The sequence below is a fragment of the Streptomyces sp. NBC_00009 genome (genome assembly GCF_045040855.1).
GTDB lineage: Bacteria > Actinomycetota > Actinomycetes > Streptomycetales > Streptomycetaceae > Streptomyces > Streptomyces aureus.
The window spans coordinates 2,154,997-2,171,896 of the sequence record NZ_CP108312.1; the positions used below are offsets into that span (position 1 = coordinate 2,154,997).

Annotated in this window: 20 protein-coding genes and 1 pseudogene; 1 reads left to right on the forward strand and 20 read right to left on the reverse strand. The window is 69.8% G+C overall.

Going from position 1 to position 16,900, the window contains the following annotated elements:
• Window positions 1–7: 7 nt before the first annotated feature.
• From frr to rpsB, 4 genes are all read right to left on the reverse strand, one after another.
• Window positions 8–565, reverse strand: coding sequence for a ribosome recycling factor (gene frr / locus OHA58_RS09515; protein WP_093780078.1), 558 nt, complete (start codon window positions 563–565; stop codon window positions 8–10).
• A 127-nt stretch (window positions 566–692) separates the two neighbouring features.
• A complete protein-coding gene (gene pyrH, locus OHA58_RS09520; RefSeq protein ID WP_100595086.1) occupies window positions 693–1,463 on the reverse strand; it encodes a UMP kinase in 771 nt (256 codons plus the stop codon).
• 208 nt (window positions 1,464–1,671) lie between these two features.
• Entirely contained in the window at window positions 1,672–2,508 is an 837-nt protein-coding gene (gene tsf, locus OHA58_RS09525; RefSeq protein WP_100595085.1) for a translation elongation factor Ts, read from the reverse strand.
• A 93-nt stretch (window positions 2,509–2,601) separates the two neighbouring features.
• A complete protein-coding gene (rpsB, locus tag OHA58_RS09530) occupies window positions 2,602–3,516 on the reverse strand; it encodes a 30S ribosomal protein S2 (RefSeq protein ID WP_375984873.1) in 915 nt (304 codons plus the stop codon).
• 284 nt (window positions 3,517–3,800) lie between these two features.
• Between rpsB and OHA58_RS09535 the strand changes: the two are divergent.
• Window positions 3,801–4,295 (forward strand): annotated as a pseudogene (locus tag OHA58_RS09535) (peptidoglycan DD-metalloendopeptidase family protein); the annotation flags it as partial.
• Between the two features lie 172 nt (window positions 4,296–4,467).
• Here OHA58_RS09535 and OHA58_RS09540 read toward each other — a convergent pair.
• The 16 genes from OHA58_RS09540 to rpsP form a co-directional block, all read right to left on the reverse strand.
• A complete protein-coding gene (locus OHA58_RS09540) occupies window positions 4,468–5,025 on the reverse strand; it encodes a TetR/AcrR family transcriptional regulator (RefSeq protein ID WP_405484870.1) in 558 nt (185 codons plus the stop codon).
• A gap of 104 nt (window positions 5,026–5,129) precedes the next feature.
• Complete coding sequence (whiG, locus tag OHA58_RS09545; RefSeq protein WP_405478238.1) at window positions 5,130–5,966, reverse strand: RNA polymerase sigma factor WhiG; 837 nt, start codon at window positions 5,964–5,966, stop codon at window positions 5,130–5,132.
• Window positions 5,967–6,312: 346 nt separating this feature from the next.
• A complete protein-coding gene (dprA, locus tag OHA58_RS09550; protein WP_405478239.1) occupies window positions 6,313–7,473 on the reverse strand; it encodes a DNA-processing protein DprA in 1,161 nt (386 codons plus the stop codon).
• Window positions 7,470–9,089, reverse strand: coding sequence for a YifB family Mg chelatase-like AAA ATPase (locus OHA58_RS09555; RefSeq protein ID WP_405478241.1), 1,620 nt, complete (start codon window positions 9,087–9,089; stop codon window positions 7,470–7,472). Before OHA58_RS09555 ends, dprA begins: the two co-directional genes overlap by 4 nt.
• Entirely contained in the window at window positions 9,089–9,472 is a 384-nt protein-coding gene (locus OHA58_RS09560; protein WP_405478243.1) for a YraN family protein, read from the reverse strand. Before OHA58_RS09560 ends, OHA58_RS09555 begins: the two co-directional genes overlap by 1 nt.
• A 172-nt stretch (window positions 9,473–9,644) precedes the next feature.
• Window positions 9,645–9,953: a DUF2469 domain-containing protein gene (locus OHA58_RS09565; protein WP_003965949.1), complete on the reverse strand. Its 309-nt coding sequence runs from the start codon at window positions 9,951–9,953 to the stop codon at window positions 9,645–9,647.
• A gap of 55 nt (window positions 9,954–10,008) precedes the next feature.
• Window positions 10,009–10,530 (reverse strand): NUDIX hydrolase, encoded by a 522-nt coding sequence (locus OHA58_RS09570; protein WP_405478245.1) that lies wholly within the window; start codon window positions 10,528–10,530, stop codon window positions 10,009–10,011.
• Entirely contained in the window at window positions 10,520–11,275 is a 756-nt protein-coding gene (lepB, locus tag OHA58_RS09575; RefSeq protein WP_329569893.1) for a signal peptidase I, read from the reverse strand. Before lepB (OHA58_RS09575) ends, OHA58_RS09570 begins: the two co-directional genes overlap by 11 nt.
• Before the next feature lie 59 nt (window positions 11,276–11,334).
• Complete coding sequence (lepB, locus tag OHA58_RS09580) at window positions 11,335–12,324, reverse strand: signal peptidase I (protein ID WP_405478247.1); 990 nt, start codon at window positions 12,322–12,324, stop codon at window positions 11,335–11,337.
• Window positions 12,212–13,294, reverse strand: a complete 1,083-nt coding sequence (lepB, locus tag OHA58_RS09585; protein WP_405478249.1) for a signal peptidase I — start codon at window positions 13,292–13,294, stop codon at window positions 12,212–12,214. The genes lepB (OHA58_RS09580) and lepB (OHA58_RS09585) overlap by 113 nt, the downstream gene beginning before the upstream one ends.
• The gene (gene lepB, locus OHA58_RS09590; protein ID WP_405478251.1) at window positions 13,287–13,985 is read right to left on the reverse strand and encodes a signal peptidase I; all 699 of its coding nucleotides are present in this window, start codon (window positions 13,983–13,985) and stop codon (window positions 13,287–13,289) included. Before lepB (OHA58_RS09590) ends, lepB (OHA58_RS09585) begins: the two co-directional genes overlap by 8 nt.
• 45 nt (window positions 13,986–14,030) lie before the next feature.
• Window positions 14,031–14,381: a 50S ribosomal protein L19 gene (gene rplS, locus OHA58_RS09595; protein WP_127829940.1), complete on the reverse strand. Its 351-nt coding sequence runs from the start codon at window positions 14,379–14,381 to the stop codon at window positions 14,031–14,033.
• 133 nt (window positions 14,382–14,514) lie between these two features.
• Entirely contained in the window at window positions 14,515–15,336 is an 822-nt protein-coding gene (gene trmD, locus OHA58_RS09600; protein ID WP_405478253.1) for a tRNA (guanosine(37)-N1)-methyltransferase TrmD, read from the reverse strand.
• On the reverse strand, window positions 15,336–15,926 hold the full coding sequence (rimM, locus tag OHA58_RS09605; protein WP_405478255.1) for a ribosome maturation factor RimM: 591 nt from the start codon (window positions 15,924–15,926) through the stop codon (window positions 15,336–15,338). The genes trmD and rimM overlap by 1 nt, the downstream gene beginning before the upstream one ends.
• Before the next feature lie 101 nt (window positions 15,927–16,027).
• Complete coding sequence (locus OHA58_RS09610) at window positions 16,028–16,267, reverse strand: RNA-binding protein (RefSeq protein WP_014176063.1); 240 nt, start codon at window positions 16,265–16,267, stop codon at window positions 16,028–16,030.
• Window positions 16,268–16,269: 2 nt separating this feature from the next.
• Window positions 16,270–16,710 (reverse strand): 30S ribosomal protein S16, encoded by a 441-nt coding sequence (rpsP, locus tag OHA58_RS09615; RefSeq protein WP_405478257.1) that lies wholly within the window; start codon window positions 16,708–16,710, stop codon window positions 16,270–16,272.
• Between the last annotated feature and the right edge of the window lie 190 nt (window positions 16,711–16,900).

The following is a 16,900-nucleotide window of genomic DNA, read 5'->3' on the forward strand; positions in this document are numbered from 1 at the left end:
GGATTCCTCAGACCTCGAGCAGCTCGGCTTCCTTGTGCTTGAGCAGCTCGTCCACCTGGGCGACGTACTTCGCGGTGGTGTCGTCGAGCTCCTTCTCGGCCCGGCGGCCCTCGTCCTCGCCGACCTCGCCGTCCTTGACCAGCTTGTCGATCGTCTCCTTGGCCTTGCGGCGGATGGAGCGGATCGAGATCTTGGAGTCCTCGGCCTTGGTCTTGGCGACCTTGATGTACTCCTTGCGGCGGTCCTGGGTCAGCTCAGGGAACGTCACACGGATGATGTTGCCGTCGTTGCTCGGGTTGACGCCGAGGTCGGAGTCGCGGATCGCCTGCTCGATGTTGCGCAGCGCGCTCTTGTCGAACGGGGTCACCACGGCCATCCGCGGCTCGGGCACGGAGAACGAGGCCAACTGGTTGATCGGGGTCAGCGCGCCGTAGTAGTCCGCCACGATCTTGTTGAACATCGCCGGGTGCGCACGGCCGGTGCGGATCGCGGCGAAGTCCTCCTTGGCGACCACGACGGCCTTCTCCATCTTCTCCTCGGCCTCGAGGAGGGTCTCTTCGATCACCACTTGCTCCTGCGTGTCTTGAGTGAGGCCCGGCATGCGCCCAGGGCGGCCGGCTGCGTCGTGTGTCTTTCCTGCACGGTGTCCGACCGGCAGGACATTGTCCATCCCCTGGCGGGGGGGGGTCGTGTCAGGCCCGCGTTCCGTGGTCGCCCACGAGCGTGCCGATCTTCTCACCCTTGACCGCTCGCGCGATATTGCCCTCGGCGAGCAGTTCGAAGACAAGGATGGGCAGCTTGTTGTCGCGGCACAGGGTGATCGCGGTCATGTCGGCGACCTTGAGGTCGCGGGTGATGACCTCGCCGTAGCTGAGCGCGTCGAACTTCACGGCCTCGGGGTTGGTCTTCGGGTCGGAGTCGTAGACCCCGTCCACCCCGTTCTTGCCCATGAGCAGCGCCTCGGCGTCGATCTCCAGGGCGCGCTGGGCGGCGGTCGTGTCGGTGGAGAAGTACGGCATGCCCATACCGGCGCCGAAGATGACGACGCGGCCCTTCTCCAGGTGGCGCACGGCGCGCAGCGGGATGTACGGCTCGGCGACCTGCCCCATGGTGATGGCGGTCTGCACGCGGCTGTCGATGCCCTCCTTCTCCAGGAAGTCCTGGAGCGCGAGGCAGTTCATGACGGTGCCGAGCATGCCCATGTAGTCGGAGCGGGCCCGGTCCATGCCGCGCTGCTGGAGCTCGGCGCCGCGGAAGAAGTTGCCGCCGCCGATGACGACGGCGATCTGCGCGCCGTCGCGCACGACGGCCGCGATCTCACGGGCGATCTTGTGCACCACGTCGGGGTCGACGCCCAGACCCCCGCCACCGGCGAACGCCTCGCCGGACAGCTTCAGCAAAAAGCGCCCCGCGCCTTTGCCGTCGTCGCTCTTGTCGCCCTTGTCGGCCTTGGTGGTGGTCATGGTGATCTCGCCTCTTTACTTGGCACACATACAAAGAAGGCCATTGCCGGTGGGGTGTTGTTCGCATCCCATACTCGGCAATGGCCTCCTCGTCACATCTGCGGTCGCCCGACGCGCACGCGCGTGGCGGCGTACGCGGGAGACTGCTGTCGACCCTACTGGGATCTCGTCGACCCTAGCGGTGTCTTCCGGCTGTCGCGGTACGGACTCAGATGCCGACCTTGATGCGCGAGAAGCGCTTCAGGGTGACACCGGCCTCGTCCAGGACCTTCTGCACGGACTTCTTGTTGTCCAGCGCGTACGGCTGGCCGAGGAGCGTGGCCTCCTTGAAGAAGCCGTTGACGCGACCCTCGACGATCTTCGGGAGCGCGGCCTCGGGCTTGCCCTCGGCGCGCGTGGTCTCCTCGGCGACGCGACGCTCGGACTCGACGACCTCGGCCGGGACGTCCTCGCGGGAGAGGTACTTCGGCGCGAAGGCGGCGATGTGCTGCGCGATGCCCTTGGCGAGGTCGGCGTCGGCCTTGTCCAGCTCGACCAGAACACCGATCTGCGGGGGCAGGTCGGGCATGGTGCGGTGCATGTACGCGGTGACGTAGGCGCCGGAGAACTGCGCGAAGCGGTCGAGGACGATCTTCTCGCCGAGGTTGGCGTTGGCCTCGTCGACGTACGCCTGGACGGTCTTGCCGGGCTCGATCTCGGACGCGAGGAGCGCCGCGATGTCGGCCGGGTTCGTCTTGGCGGCGTGGGCGGCGAGGGAGTTCGCGACGGCCTGGAACTTCTCACCCTTGGCGACGAAGTCCGTCTCGCACTTCAGCTCGAGGATGACACCGGAGGTGTTGTCGTCGGCGATGAGGGAGACGACAGCGCCGTTCTCGGCGGAGCGGCCCTCGCGCTTGGCGACGCCCTTCTGGCCCTTGATGCGCAGGGCCTCGACGGCCTTGTCGACGCTGCCGTCGGCCTCGTCGAGCGCCTTCTTGCAGTCCATCATGCCGGCGCCCGTGAGCTCGCGGAGCTTCTTGACGTCAGCGGCGGTGTAGTTCGCCATGATCCTGAAATTCTCTCTCGAAGTCTGAAAGATCTACGGGTGAACGGCGGGGGCCGACTCGGCCCCCGCCGTCAACTACCGAACCGGTGAGGTTCAGGCCTGCTCGGCGTCCGCGGCCGGAGCCTCGGCGACAACCTCGGTGGCGACCTCGGCCTCGGCGTCGGCGACCTTCTCCGTCTCGGCGGAGGTCTGGACCTCAGCCTCGGCGGCCGGCTGCTCGTCGGCCTTCTTCTCACCCTCGAGCAGGTCGCGCTCCCACTCGGCGAGCGGCTCGCCGGCGGCCTTCTCGCCCGGCTTCTGGTCGCCGGTGGCGGCACCGGAACGGGCGATGAGGCCCTCGGCGACGGCGTCGGCGATCACGCGGGTGAGCAGGGTGACGGAGCGGATCGCGTCGTCGTTGCCCGGGATCTTGTAGTCGACCTCGTCGGGGTCGCAGTTGGTGTCGAGGATCGCGACGACCGGGATGTTGAGCTTCCGGGCCTCACCGACCGCGATGTGCTCCTTCTTGGTGTCCACGATCCAGACGGCGCTGGGCACCTTGGACATCTCGCGGATACCGCCGAGGGTCTTCTCCAGCTTGGCCTTCTCGCGGGAGAGGACGAGCAGCTCCTTCTTGGTGAGGCCGGACGCGGCCACATCCTCGAAGTCGATCTGCTCAAGCTCCTTGAGGCGCTGCAGACGCTTGTAGACGGTCGAGAAGTTGGTGAGCATGCCGCCCAGCCAGCGCTGGTTGACGTAGGGCATGCCGACGCGGGTCGCCTGCTCGGCGATCGCCTCCTGCGCCTGCTTCTTCGTGCCGACGAACATGACCGTGCCGCCGTGGGCGACGGTCTCCTTGACGAACTCGTAGGCGCGGTCGATGTACGACAGCGACTGGAGCAGGTCGATGATGTAGATGCCGTTGCGCTCGGTGAAGATGAAGCGCTTCATCTTCGGGTTCCAGCGACGGGTCTGGTGACCGAAGTGGACGCCGCTTTCCAGCAGCTCCCGCATCGTGACGACGGCCATGGCCGTACTCCTTGGGTTCTCGGTTGCCGCGACCGCAGGATTGCTGTCGCGCCTGACGCCCCGCGCGCTGTGCCACGAGGGACCGAGGAGCGCGGACACCGTCACGAATGAACTGGTGTTGGGGCGTGCGAAGTCGATCCGGTGACCCGGATCGCCACCAGAAGTGTACGGGACCCGCGGGGTGCCGGGTGACGGCGCTGTCCACAACCGGTCGGTAGTCCACCGTTCCGGTCCATGATCCCCGCGGATCGCGTCGGGACGGGACCGTTCAGTGCATGCGACTGATGCTGATGCTGACGATGACCGCGGCGCTGGCGGGCCTCGTGCCGCCCCCGCCGGTACCCGCCGTGGGCGCCGCCTGGCCGGTGGGGACGAGGCCCCCGATCGTACGGGGGTGGGCCCCGCCGGCGACGGAGTACGGGGCGGGCCACCGCGGAGTGGACCTGGCCGCGCCCGTCGGCGCCCCGGTCAGAGCGGTGGCGCGCGGCCGGGTGTCCTTCGTGGGGCGCGTGGCGGGCAGAGGGGTGGTGGCGGTGGAACTGTCCGGAACGGGCGACCCGCCGCTGCGAACTACGTATGAACCGGTGACGCCATCGGTGAAGAGGGGCGCCCGGGTAGCGCCGGGCGAGGTACTGGGTGCACTGGAACCCCCGACAGATCACTGCGGCCCTACGTCATGCCTGCACTGGGGCTTGCTGCGGGGCGACACCTATCTGGACCCGCTGTCACTACTGCCCCCGCGGCTGCTGCGACGAGGTCCGTCGCGACTGTTGCCGGTACCCCCGACTGCTGCGGCACCGGGGCTGGTCCCGCCCGGGGCCGACCCACCGCTGCTGGTCCCGCTCCTGCCGGTCCGGGCGGGCGCCCGCGCCGGTACGGCGCCGGGCACCGCACCGGGTCCGGTTCCACCGCTGCTGGTCCCGCCACCTCCTCCAGGGCTCGCGCCCCGGATCAGCCGTTGACGCCCCGCAGGGCCATGCTCACGGCCGCTTCGGTAATGGCCGAGGGGTCTTCCGCCGCGCCCAGTTCGATCCGGCGGACCGCCGCGTCCACGACCCCCTGAAGGAGCATCGCCGCGAGGCGCGGTTCCGTGTGGCCCATTTCGGCGAGGGCCTCGACGATCATCGCGACCAGCCCGCCGTGCGCGGCGCGGATCTTCTCGCGCGCCCCTGAGTCGAGTTCGCTCGCCGAGATGGCCACGACAGCGCGGTGCCGGCGGTCGCCCACCAGCGAGAGCTGCTCCCGCACATACGCCTCGACCTTGCCCTCGGGCGTACCAGCGCGCTCCATCGCCGTGGAGACCTCCGCCGCCCAGACGGGGAAGTCGACCTCGCAGAGCTCTTCGACGACCGCGGCCCGCGACCGGAAGTACTCGTACACGGAGGACCGGGCGAGCCCGGTGCGCTCGGCGAGCGCGGGGAAGGTCAGCGCCTCCGTCCCGCCCTCGGACAGCAGGGAGCGCGCCGCGTCCAGAAGGGCGCCGCGCTGCATCGACCGGTGCTCGGCCACTGAGGCCGCTCGAATCCTTGGCACGCCACCACTTTACGGACGGGACGCGCGCCGCGGGAGTCGTCCCGCCCCAGGCACGGCCCGGCAGGGACGATTCCGCATCGTCAGCGCCGGAAGCTGGCCAGCTTCGCGCGGAGCTGGAGGACGGACTTGGTGTGGATCTGGCTGACGCGGCTCTCGGTCACCCCGAGCACATTGCCGATCTCCGCGAGGGTCAGGCCCTCGTAGTAGTAGAGCGTCACCACGGTCTTCTCGCGCTCCGGCAGCGTGTTGATCGCGCGCGCCAGATAACGCCGCAGCTCGCGGTCCTCGGCGACCTCGACCGGGTCGTCGGCAGCCTGGTCCTCGAGCGTGTCCATCAGGCTGAGCCGGTCGCCGCTCTCGCCGCCGGCATGCAGCAGCTCTTCGAGGGCCACCACGTTCGCGAGGGACAACTGGCTGAAGACCGCATGCAGTTCCTCGACCTTGATGCCGAGCTCGGCGGCGACCTCGCTCTCCGACGGAGTCCGCCGCAGCTGCGCCTCGAGCGTGGCGTACGCCCGCTCGACGTTGCGCGCCTTCTGCCGTACGGAGCGCGGAATCCAGTCGAGCGCCCGGAGTTCGTCGATCATGGCGCCACGGATCCGGGTGATCGCGTACGTCTCGAACTTGATCTCGCGCTCGATGTCGAACTTCTCGATCGCGTCGATCAGTCCGAAGACACCCGAGGACACGAAGTCGGCCTGTTCGACATTGGGCGGCAGCCCGACGCTGACGCGGCCCGCGACGTACTTGACCAGCGGCGAGTAGTGCAGGATGAGCTGCTCGCGCAATCGCCCGTCGCCCGTCGCCTTGTACGACCTCCACAGCTCCTCGAGCGAAGAGGGAGCAGGAGGCCGCACGCTGCCACGGGCAGCGGGGGGAACCGCAGCCCGGTCAGACCCGGAGGTGTGCTGGGGCATTCGTCGCCTTGTGCCGTTCTGCCGTGAACTGGGGATTTGTGCGCCTGGCGCCGGACTGATGGTAAAGATCCCAAGTTAACTCTCTGATGCTCGGTTGCCCATCTGATCGTGGTTGCTCTTCGTTGCCGGGCTGATTCCGGATCGACCGAACGAGCCGGAATCCTGGTGAGCGTAGCGTGACTGCAGCGTCGCAGTGTGCGAAGGCCATGGGATCGCACGTGCGCAGATACGTTCCGTTGGGCGACTTGCGGGATCACATCCGTCGCTGTAAGTGACAGGGTCGAAACGCCAACGCCCCGTAATGCCAAGGGGTTCGGCCGTCATCCGGACGGCGCAACACCCTCCGTCACCGATCATCTTCTTCCGGCAAGACAGGCTGGATCGCCTGGCGTGTCAACTGCCAGCCATCGCTGTGTCGTTCGACGAACCCCAGTGAGCGCAGTTCGTACAACCTCCCGATTGCGTCGTCGACTCCGGTGCCCGCGGCCCGGGCGATGTCCCCCGCCCCGACAGCTCCGCCGGCGGGCAGCGCCGCCAGGACCGCCGCGGCGCCCGGCGCGAGCAGATCGTGCGGCAGTACGGGACCGCGCCGCGTCGGCGCGAGCTCCCCCATGTCCCCGACCAGCTCCATGACTTCCGCCGCGTCGGTGACGAGAACGGCTTCCCCGCGCAGCAGTTCGTGCACCCCTGCGGAACGGGTGCTCGTGACCGGCCCAGGAACCCCCATCGTGTGACGGCCGAGACGCTGCGCCCAGCGCGCCGTACCGAGAGCACCGCTGCGGTACGCGGCCTCCACAACGACGGTCCCCCGGGTGAGCGCGGCGATCAGGCGGTTACGGAGGATGAATCTGCTCCGCGTCGGATGATCACCGGGTGGCAACTCCGCGATGACGAGACCCTGTTCCGCGATCCGCTCGATCAACTGGACGTGGCCGCGCGGATAGGGCCGGTCGACCCCGCAGGCGAGGATCGCCACGGTGGCACCGCTCGCGCCCAGGGTCCCGCGATGGGCGGCCGCGTCCACCCCGTACGCCCCGCCCGACACGACGACGCTGCCGCGCTCCGCGAGCCCCGCGCCGAGGCTCGCCGCCACCCTCGCCCCATAGTCCGTGCAGGCCCGCGCCCCCACGACCCCGACGGACCGCAACGCCCATATCCGCAGGGAGGGCCGCCCCCGCACCCACAGGGCGACGGGCCGCGCGTCGCCGAGATCGTCCAGCTGGGCCGGCCACTCGGCGTCCCCGGGACACACGATCCGCGCCCCCACGCCCGCCGCCCGCTCCAGGTCACGCTCGGGCAGCACGCCGGCCGCCCTGGCCCGCAGCCCCGCCCAGCGGCCCTCGCTCACCCCGGGCAGCGGCTCCCCGTCCTCGACGATGCGCCGCACGACGTCCACCGCCCCGAACTCCCTGAGCCACCGCCCCGCCCTCTCGTCGCCGGGCTCGACGATCCGGGTGAGGGCGGCCCTGGCGAGCCGGATTCCGTCGGAGACCTCCGCCCCGCTCATGCCGATCCCCCGATGGCCATGGCCACACCACGCGAGATCCCGGTGCGCAGCTGAAGGGCGAGCGCCACGTCCTGCGCGCGTGGCCGGTCGTGGCCGCACAGGTCGGCGACGGTCCAGGCCACCCGCAGCACACGGTCGACGCCCCGGGCGGTCAGGAAGCCGCGCTCCAGGTCGTTCTCGACCTCGTCCATGGCCCCCGGCGCCGCGGGCCACCGGGTGCGCAGGGCGTGCCCGGGAACCTCGCTGTTCGTCCGCCAGGGCGTGTCCGCGAGCCGTGCCGCGGCCCGCTCCCTGGCGGCCCGCACGCGCTCGCGGACGACGGCGGTGGTCTCGCCCTGTCCGCCGCTCCCGGTCAGCTCGGTACGCGTGACGGGCTCCACGTCCACCCTGAGGTCGACGCGGTCGAGCAGGGGCCCGGAGAGGCGCGCCTGATAGCGGCGGACCGCCGCCGGAGGGCACTCGCAGCCGCCACCCACAAGGGCGTGGTTGCCGCACGGGCACGGGTTGGCGGCCAGCGCCATCAGAAAGCGGGCGGGCAGCCGCACCACCCCAGCACTGCGGGCGATGACCACGTGGCCCGACTCCAGCGGCTGGCGCAGTGCGTCCAGTGCCTGACCGCTGAACTCCGGCGCCTCGTCCAAAAAGAGCACTCCTCTGTGGGACAACGACACCGCGCCCGGCCGCGGCATCCCCTGTCCGCCGCCGACGAGCGACTGCATCGTCGCCGAGTGGTGGGGCGCGCAGTAGGGGGCGGCGTCGACCATCGGTTTGCCCGGCGGGAGCATGCCCGCCACCGAGTGAATGGCCGTCACTTCGAGGGCTTCCTCGCGGGTGAGCGGCGGCATGACCAGCGGCAGCCGCTCGGCGAGCATGGTCTTGCCGGCACCTGGCGGTCCCTGGAGGAGGACGTGATGGGCACCGGCGGCCGCGACCTCGATCGCCGTGCGTGCGGCGCGCTGGCCGACGACATCGGCCAGATCGAGGATGTGGGCGTCGTGCGGCATCCCGGCGAGGCCCACACCGAGGCCCTGGCCCGGGATGCTCAGGCCGGCGAGCATCGGGTCGGGGCGTCCGGTCTCGTCGGGTGGCTCGTCCGGGACCGGCTCGTCCGTGAGGACCGCGATGAGCTGGCGCAGGCTCCGTACTCCGAGGACCGAGACGCCCGGGACGAGCGCGGCCTCGCCGGCCGAGCACTCGGGGACCACGACCTGCTCGTAGCCCGCGTCGGCCGCCGCCAGGACGGCCGGGAGCACCCCGCGAACGGGCCGGACCCGGCCGTCGAGCCCCAGCTCGCCGATCATCACGACCTCGGAGAGGACCCCCGGGTCGATCCGCTCGGCCGCGCCCAGCACCGCGCTGGCGATGGCCAGGTCGAATCCGCTGCCGCTCTTGGGTACGGACGCCGGGCTGAGCCCCACCGTGAGTTTCTTCTGCGGCCACTCCCCGCCGGAGTTGACGACCGCCGCCCTGACCCGGTCGCGGCTCTCCGACAGGCTCTTGTCGGGCAGTCCGACCAGCGTGAAAGCGGCCACCCCGGGCTCCAGGTCGGCCTGGACTTCGACGACCACGCCCTCGACGCCGACGAGCGCCACGGAGCATGTACGCGCGAACCCCATCAGGCCACCCCCCGCGCATGCTCGACGACGGGGGCACCGCGCTCCGGCAGAAGGATCCCGATCACGTCGATGCGTACGCCGCCGGGTGGCGCTCCCCCGTGTTCCTGCACCCAGCGCTCCGCGAGGTCGCGCAGCCGCTGGGCCTTGACGGGTGTGACCGCGGCCATCGGATGCTCGAAGGACCCGGCGCGGCCGCCCGCCCTGCGGGTCTTCACCTCGCAGACGACGAGGGCGTCGCCCTCCCGGGCGACGATGTCGATCTCACCGGTCCTGCCCGCGCGCCAGTTGCGCTCGATGACCGTCATTCCGGACTCGGCCAGCCGCCGTGCGGCCAGCTCCTCGCCGTACTTTCCGAGTGCGCTGCGTGCCTTGGACGCGTTCATGTCGGCACCACCTCCGACGCCCACGCTGAGGCATGGGCGCCGAAGAAGTGGATCTTGGTGAACTACTCACGGGTTGTGGACAACCCAGCCACCCGATCCAGCGAGCTCCACCCGCTCATGGTTCCGGATCACCCGCTCAAGGGCTCTGGATGACCCGCCGAACAGCTCCGGATCACCCGCCCGGCAGCTCCAGATCGCTCTTGTTCAGCTCCTCGATGTTCACGTCCTTGAACGTGAGTACCCGGACCTGCTTCACGAACCGTGCGGGCCTGTACATGTCCCACACCCAGGCATCCGCCATGGATACCTCGAAGAAAACCTCACCCTGGACCGAGTGCACCTGCATCTCGTAGTCGTTGGTGAGGTAGAAGCGCCGTTCGGTCTCGATCACGTATTTGAACAGACCGACGACGTCGCGGTACTCCCGGTAGAGCTTCAGCTCCATCTCGGTCTCGTACTTCTCGAGGTCCTCGGCGCTCATGGCATGTTCCCCTTCAGCCGTGCGTCCCCCTATTGTGCGTCAGCCCCGCACGCCTCTAGACGATTTCCGTGTCGAGGACTTGGGGACGACTCGGGGGACCCTCGTCGAGCAGCCGTTTCAGCAGCCCGGCGAGCCTGGTCGGATACACCGTCTCATGTGCTTCGGTCAGTTCCCGGCACGTCCACCAACGTGCTCCGGCGACGCTGCGCCGTTCCAGCTCGGTCAGGCCCGCCCCGGCGACCTCCGCCCCGGCCACCGCAGCCGTCGTACGAGCCAGGAAGTACCACTCGTCCTGGTCCCAGCGCCGCCCGTCGAACGGGAAGGAGCACGTGCGCCGCCACAGGACCGGGCCGAGCTCGACGTCGGTGATGCCCGTCTCCTCCGCGAGCTCGCGCAGTGCGGCCTGCTCACGGGTCTCGTCGCCCTCCAGGCCGCCGCCCGGGGTGAACCACCAGTCGTCGGCGGTGTCCCCCGGCTCGTGCCCGTGCAGGAGCAGAATGCGGTCGTCGGGGTCAAGCAGCACGACCCGTGCCACCTTCCGCAGCTCCCGGCCGGCGCCGGGCGGCTCAGCCCGCAAGGGCCCGCTCCCCCGCCGACGCACGCGACCGGCCGCGGCCCTTGCTCGCGCGCTTGGCGATCGGCCCGTACGCGGCCCCGCCCAGCACCAGGACGGCGCCCGCGACCACGGCGGCCAGGACCAGCTTCAGGGGGCCCGGCTGGGAGAGCCCGCCCGGCAGCGCCTCGAAGCCGGTGGGCCGCGCGAGCATGCCGTCCATCGGCCAGGCCACGGCGTCGACCCGGGCGGCCACGGCGCTGCGCGGCACCGTTCCATGGCTGGAGTCGCCGATGTGGACGCTGGAGTCGAGGGAGCCGCTGCGCTCGTCACCGAGCAGGAAGAGGCGGCCCTCGGGGACCGTGGTGGTCGGGATGCCCGTGGCCGAGGGGCCCTGCCCCTTGGGGAGATACGGTTCGGCAATCTCCTTGCCGTTGACGGTCAGCTTGCCGGCCTCACAGCAGGCGATCTTGTCGCCGCCGATGCCGACGACGCGCTTGACCATGGGCATGTCGCCCCACGCCGACTCCGTGAAGACGACGACGTCGCCGCGCTTGACCTCACTGCCGTCGATGCGCTGCGCGAGGACCCGGTCGCCGGCGCCGATCGTCGGCGTCATCGACTCGGTGGGCACGGTGTACGGCTGGTACACGATGGCGCCCCACACGAACCCGCCCAGGAACAGCACACAGCCGAGGGCCACGGCCAACCCCGACAGCGTGCTGCCGAGCCGGCCATGGCCCTCGTCCGTACGACGTGTCCTGCTCATCCCAGTTGCTCCCCGCCTCGGAGATTCGCCGCGGAAGATCGGCGATCTGGGACGGCACCCTACCCGGCGGTCTTCACCTCAGAAACCCTGGTGTTCCCCTGGGTAAGCCGACGCCTGCGCCACAGCACGAGCGGCGCGGCGCCCGCGAGCCCGAGCGCGCCCGGGGCCGCTCCCATCGCGGCGCTCAGGCCCGGCTGGTCGAAGGTGTCCGGCACGGGCAGGGTCGTCCAGCGGGTGGGCGGCCAGGCGACCACGATCGCGCGGCCCACGATGTTGTCCACGGGGACGAAGCCCTGGTTGCTGTCCTGCTGGTGGTACCGGGAGTCCATGGAGTCCTGGCGGTGGTCACCCATGACCCAAACTTTGCCAATGGGTACGGTGACCTTGAACTTGCCGCCCACATTGTCGTCGCTGCACGGGGTGTTCCCCGGGTAGACGTACGGCTCGTCGAGCGCCTTGCCGTTGACCTCGAGCGGTCCCGTCCCGTTGCACTCGATGGTGTCGCCGCCGACGCCGATGACGCGCTTGATGAGGTCTTTCTCGTTCGTGGACGGCATGAGGCCGATCCAGCCGAGGACGCGCTGCACCGGATTCGGCTCGGCCGTCGGCTCGTCCTTCAGCCAGCCGTCCGGGTCGTGGAAGACGATGACCTCGCCGCGCCCGGGCTCGGAGCCGAACCACGGCGTCAGTTTGTCGACGAGCACACGGTCGCCGATCTGCAGGGTGTTCTCCATCGACGCCGACGGAATCGAGAACGCCTGCACCAGGAACGTCTTGATGACCAGCGCCAGGACCAGCGCAATGACGATGAGGAGCGGAAGCTCCTTCCAGAAGGAGCGGGGCTTCTTCGCCTGACCGCCCGACCTGCTGCCGCCACCGGAGCCGTCTCCTGGACCGTCTCCGTGGCCACCACCGTGCCCGTTGCCGTCCGCGCCGTCACTCTCGAGGTTCACGGCGCCCGTCGCGGCCGCTGCCGCTCCGTCGTCGGATCGCCCGGGCTGCTCGTCGGGCCCGTGCCCTGACCGTGCGCCGACCGCCAAGTCCCCCACATCCACTCCTCATTCCGTGCCGCTGCCTGTCCCATACGCGATGCAGGCCCACCACTCCCATAACGAGCGGGAGTTCCGCAGGGCTCGGGAGAGGGATCAATCCGTTCAGATCCGCGGAGGCCACCCTATGCGACGGTTCCGGGGCCGTGGCCGACCCGTTCTGCGCGTCGGCCACCGACGCGTAGGTCTCCGGCTCCGGAAGCGTCCGCCAGTGACCGACCGGCCAGGCGATCACGCGGGCCCGGCCGACGACCGACTTCTCCGAGACGGTGCCGCTGAAGGCCTCAGTGCGGTGGAAGCGGGAGTCGGCCGAATTGGAGCGGTGGTCTCCCATCACGAACAGGCGCCCCTTGGGCACCTTGACCTCGAACTCGAATTTCGACGGCACGTCACCCGGATGGATGTACGGCTCGCTCAGGGGCGTCCCGTTGACCGTCACGCGGCCCTGCTTGTCGCAGCACTTGACGGTGTCACCGCCGACCGCGACGACCCTCTTGATGAGGTCGCGCTCGTCGTCTGAGGGCAACAGGCCGATCCAGGTGAGACCTTCCTTCACCTGCTTGACGCCGACAGGGGCGTCCTTCTTCGTGCCCTGTTCCTGTTCCAGCCACTTACCGGGGTCCTTGAAGACGACGACATCGCCGCGCTGCGGCTTCGCGCCGAACCACGGGGTGAACTTGTCGACCAGGACCCGGTCGCCGATCCGGATCGTCTGCTCCATGGAGCCGGACGGGATCACGAAGGCCTGGACGAGGAACGTCTTCAGGACGAGTGCTATCAGCAGCGCCACGCCTATGAGGAGCGGGATCTCCTTGAGCGCGGAGCGTCGTCGGCGTCGCTTGACCTTGCGCGCCAGCCTTCGCCGCTCGGCACGGCCCGGCATCGGCGGGCTGCCGGCGCGGCGCGTCCCGGTGGGCAGGCGGGTGTCGCCGCCGCCCCGGCGCGAGTGGGAGCGTCCGCGGTTACCCATGGGCACCGCCGGGTGCGGGCACGCGCGCGTAGACGTCGTTACGGGACAGGGAGCCCCAGTGGCCCGTCGGCCAGGCGATCCACTGGGCCTTGCCGATCACTTCGCCCACGGGGACCATGCCGCCGCCGGGCGCGCCCAGGTAGTCGCGTGAGTCCCGGGAGTCGCCCCGGTGGTCACCGAGCAGGAAGAGGGTGCCGTCGGGCACGACGAGGTCGAAGGGGACCTCGGAGGGGGTGTTGCCGGGGTACAGGAACGTGCTCTCGTCCACCGGTTCGCCGTTCACCCCGATCCTCCCCTTGCTGTCGCAGCAGACCACATGGTCTCCCCCCACGCCCACGACCCGCTTGATGTAGTCGGCGTCACCGAAGTACCCGGTCCCGTCGAAGACCACGACGTCGCCCCGCTGCGGCTCAGCACCGAAACGGTACGCCAACTTGTTTACGAGAACGCGGTCCCCGACCCTCAATGCGGGCTCCATGGAACCGCTGGGGATCTGGAAGGGCTGCACCACGAAGATGCTCAGCAGGAGCAGCGACACGAGGCCGAGCAGCGCCGACAGGGTCAGGCGGCCGCCGGGAAGCCAGGACGCGGCCCGCGACACAAACGCGAAACGCGACCGCTCCTCATCGCCCTCGTGTACGGAGGGGTGGGAGGCGCGATCGCGTTCCGTTGTCTGTGCTTCGGTGTCCATCGAGGCCAGATGCTATCCGGCCCGGCTGTGACCCCGTGCGCGAGCTCAGTTGTCGCGCTTCTCCTTGATCTTCGCGGCCTTGCCGCGCAGCTCACGGAGGTAGTAGAGCTTGGCGCGACGGACGTCACCGCGGCTGACGAGCTCGATCTTCTCGAAGATCGGGCTGTTCACCGGGAAGGTGCGCTCGACGCCGACGGAGAAGGAGACCTTGCGGACCGTGAAGGTCTCGCGGACACCGGCGCCCTGGCGGCGGATGACTACGCCCTTGAACTGCTGCACACGGGAGCGGTTGCCCTCGATGACGCGGACGTGGACGTTGACGGTGTCACCCGGGCGGAAGGCCGGGATGTCGCTGCGCAGCGACGCGCTGTCGACGGAGTCGAGCAGGTGAGACATGATCGTCTGCTTTCTTCACCGATGCCACAGGTCATCGGCGGGAATGTTCGAAATGAGGATTCGGTAGCTGATCGCGTCGGGCGGGCGTCGTTCCCCCTGTGGCAGGGGCGCACGCTGGACGTACAGCAGCGGCTTATTGTTCCACGGCTTCGGGGTCTCGCCCAAATCGGCCGTCGGGGCCCGGCCGCCAGCCCAGGATGGAGAGCATCTCGCGGTCCTTCTTGTCGAAGACCGACGGGTCGCAACGCTCCACGAGATCGGGCCTGTTGCGGGTGGTGCGCCGCAGCGCCTCGTCCCTGCGCCAGCGCGCGATCTTGCCGTGGTGGCCGCTGAGCAGCACGTCGGGGATGCCCTGGCCGCGCCACTCGGGGGGCTTGGTGTAGACGGGCCCTTCGAGGAGGTTGGCCATGGTGCCGGGCGCGAAGGAGTCGTCCCGGTGGGACTCGGCGTTGCCGAGGACCCCGGGCAGCAGTCGCGCGACGGCCTCCGTGACGACGAGTACGGCGGCCTCTCCGCCGGCCAGCACGTAGTCGCCGATGGAGACCTCGTAGACCGGCATCCGGGTCGCGTACTCGTCGATGACGCGGCGATCGATGCCCTCGTAGCGCGCGGGCGTGAAGACCAGCCAGGGGCGCTCGGAGAGCTCGACGGCGAGCTCCTGAGTGAAGGGGCGGCCACTGGGCGTGGGGACGACGAGAGCGGGGCCGTGGGACCCGGTCTCGTAGCCGTCGGCGAGCACGTCGTCGAGGGCATCGCCCCAGGGACCGGTCTTCATGACCATGCCGGGGCCGCCGCCGTACGGGGTGTCGTCGACCGTGTTGTGCCGGTCGTACGTCCACTCCCTGAGGTCGTGCACCCGTACGTCGAGCTGCCCGCGCGCGCGGGCCTTGCCGACGAGGGAGACGTTCAGCGGGTCGAGGTACTCGGGGAAGATCGTGACGACGTCGAGCCGCATCAGGCGCCGCCCGCCTCGGAGCGCTTGCCGGAGTCCTCGCCGGAGCCCTCGTCCGCGTCGCGGCTGGAGGCGATCTCGGCGCGGTCGTCGATGAGCCCGGGCGGCGGGTCGATGATCGCCCGCTGCTCCTCGAGGTCGATCTCGGTGACGATCTCCTCGACGAAGGGGATCATCACCTCGCTGCCGTCGGGGCGCTCCACGATGAACAGGTCCTGCGAGGGCAGGTGCGAGATCTCGGTGATCCGGCCGACCTCGACACCGTCCGTGGTGACCACGTCCAGGTCCATCAGCTGGTGGTCGTAGTACTCGTCCTCGTCCTCCGGCAGTTCCTCCGGGTCGACCTCGGCGATGAGGAGCGTGTTGCGCAGCGCCTCGGCGGCCGTACGGTCGCGTACGCCCTCGAAGCGGAGCAGGAGGCGGCCGCTGTGCACGCGGCCGGTCTCGATCGTCAGCGGCCCCGTGGAGGCCGGGTCGGTGGCGAGCACGGCACCGGGGCCGAGCCGCAGCTCGGGCTCGTCGGTGCGTACCTCGACGGTGACCTCGCCCTTGATGCCGTGGGCGCGACCGATGCGCGCGACTACCAGCTGCACGTGAACAACTCTCCTGTCATACGGCCACGGGCCGGGGACGGCCCTGAGGCCCTCCCCGGCCCGAGCCGGTGCTTCATTTGTCGCCGAACCGTTGGTCCGGCTCAGCGAACCTGGTCCACGTCGACGAGGTCGACGCGGACACCGCGGCCGCCGATGGCGCCCACGACGGTACGCAGGGCACGCGCGGTGCGGCCGTTGCGGCCGATCACCTTGCCGAGGTCGTCGGGGTGAACCCGGACCTCGAGAACGCGCCCACGGCGCAGGTTGCGCGAGGCGACCTGCACATCGTCGGGGTTGTCGACGATGCCCTTCACGAGGTGCTCAAGAGCCTCCTCGAGCATGCTCAGGCCTCGGTGGACTCGGTGGAGTCGGCCGCCGGGGCCTCGTCCGCCTTCTTGTCAGCCTTCTTGGCCTTCGGGGTGATGGCCTCGCCCTTGGCGTCGTCGCCCTCGAGACCCTTGGTGAAGGCCTCGAACGCGGCGCGCTTGTCCTTGGGCTCCGCGACGAGCAGCGGCGCGGGGGCCGGGAGGCCCTTGTGCTTCTGCCAGTCACCGGTGAGCTTCAGGATGGCCATGACCGGCTCGGTCGGCTGGGCGCCGACGGACAGCCAGTACTGGGCACGCTCCGAGTTGACCTCGATGCGCGAGGGGTTCTGCACCGGGTGGTACAGGCCGATCTCCTCGATGGCCCGGCCGTCACGGCGGGTACGGGAGTCGGCGACGACGATGCGGTAGTGAGGCGAACGGATCTTGCCCAGACGCTTCAGCTTGATCTTGACTGCCACTGGAGTGGTGTCTCCTGGTCTTGACGTGGTTGGGCACAACGGGATGCCACGTGGGGTTGCGGTACTCGGAGTGCCCGATGGACGCGTCAGCCGGAGGCGAGAGGGTTCCTATGCGGCTGTCGAGTACAGCTAGCCATTGTGCCATACGCCGGCGGGGCGGCCGAATCCGGTCTGGGCGCCCCGCAGCAGG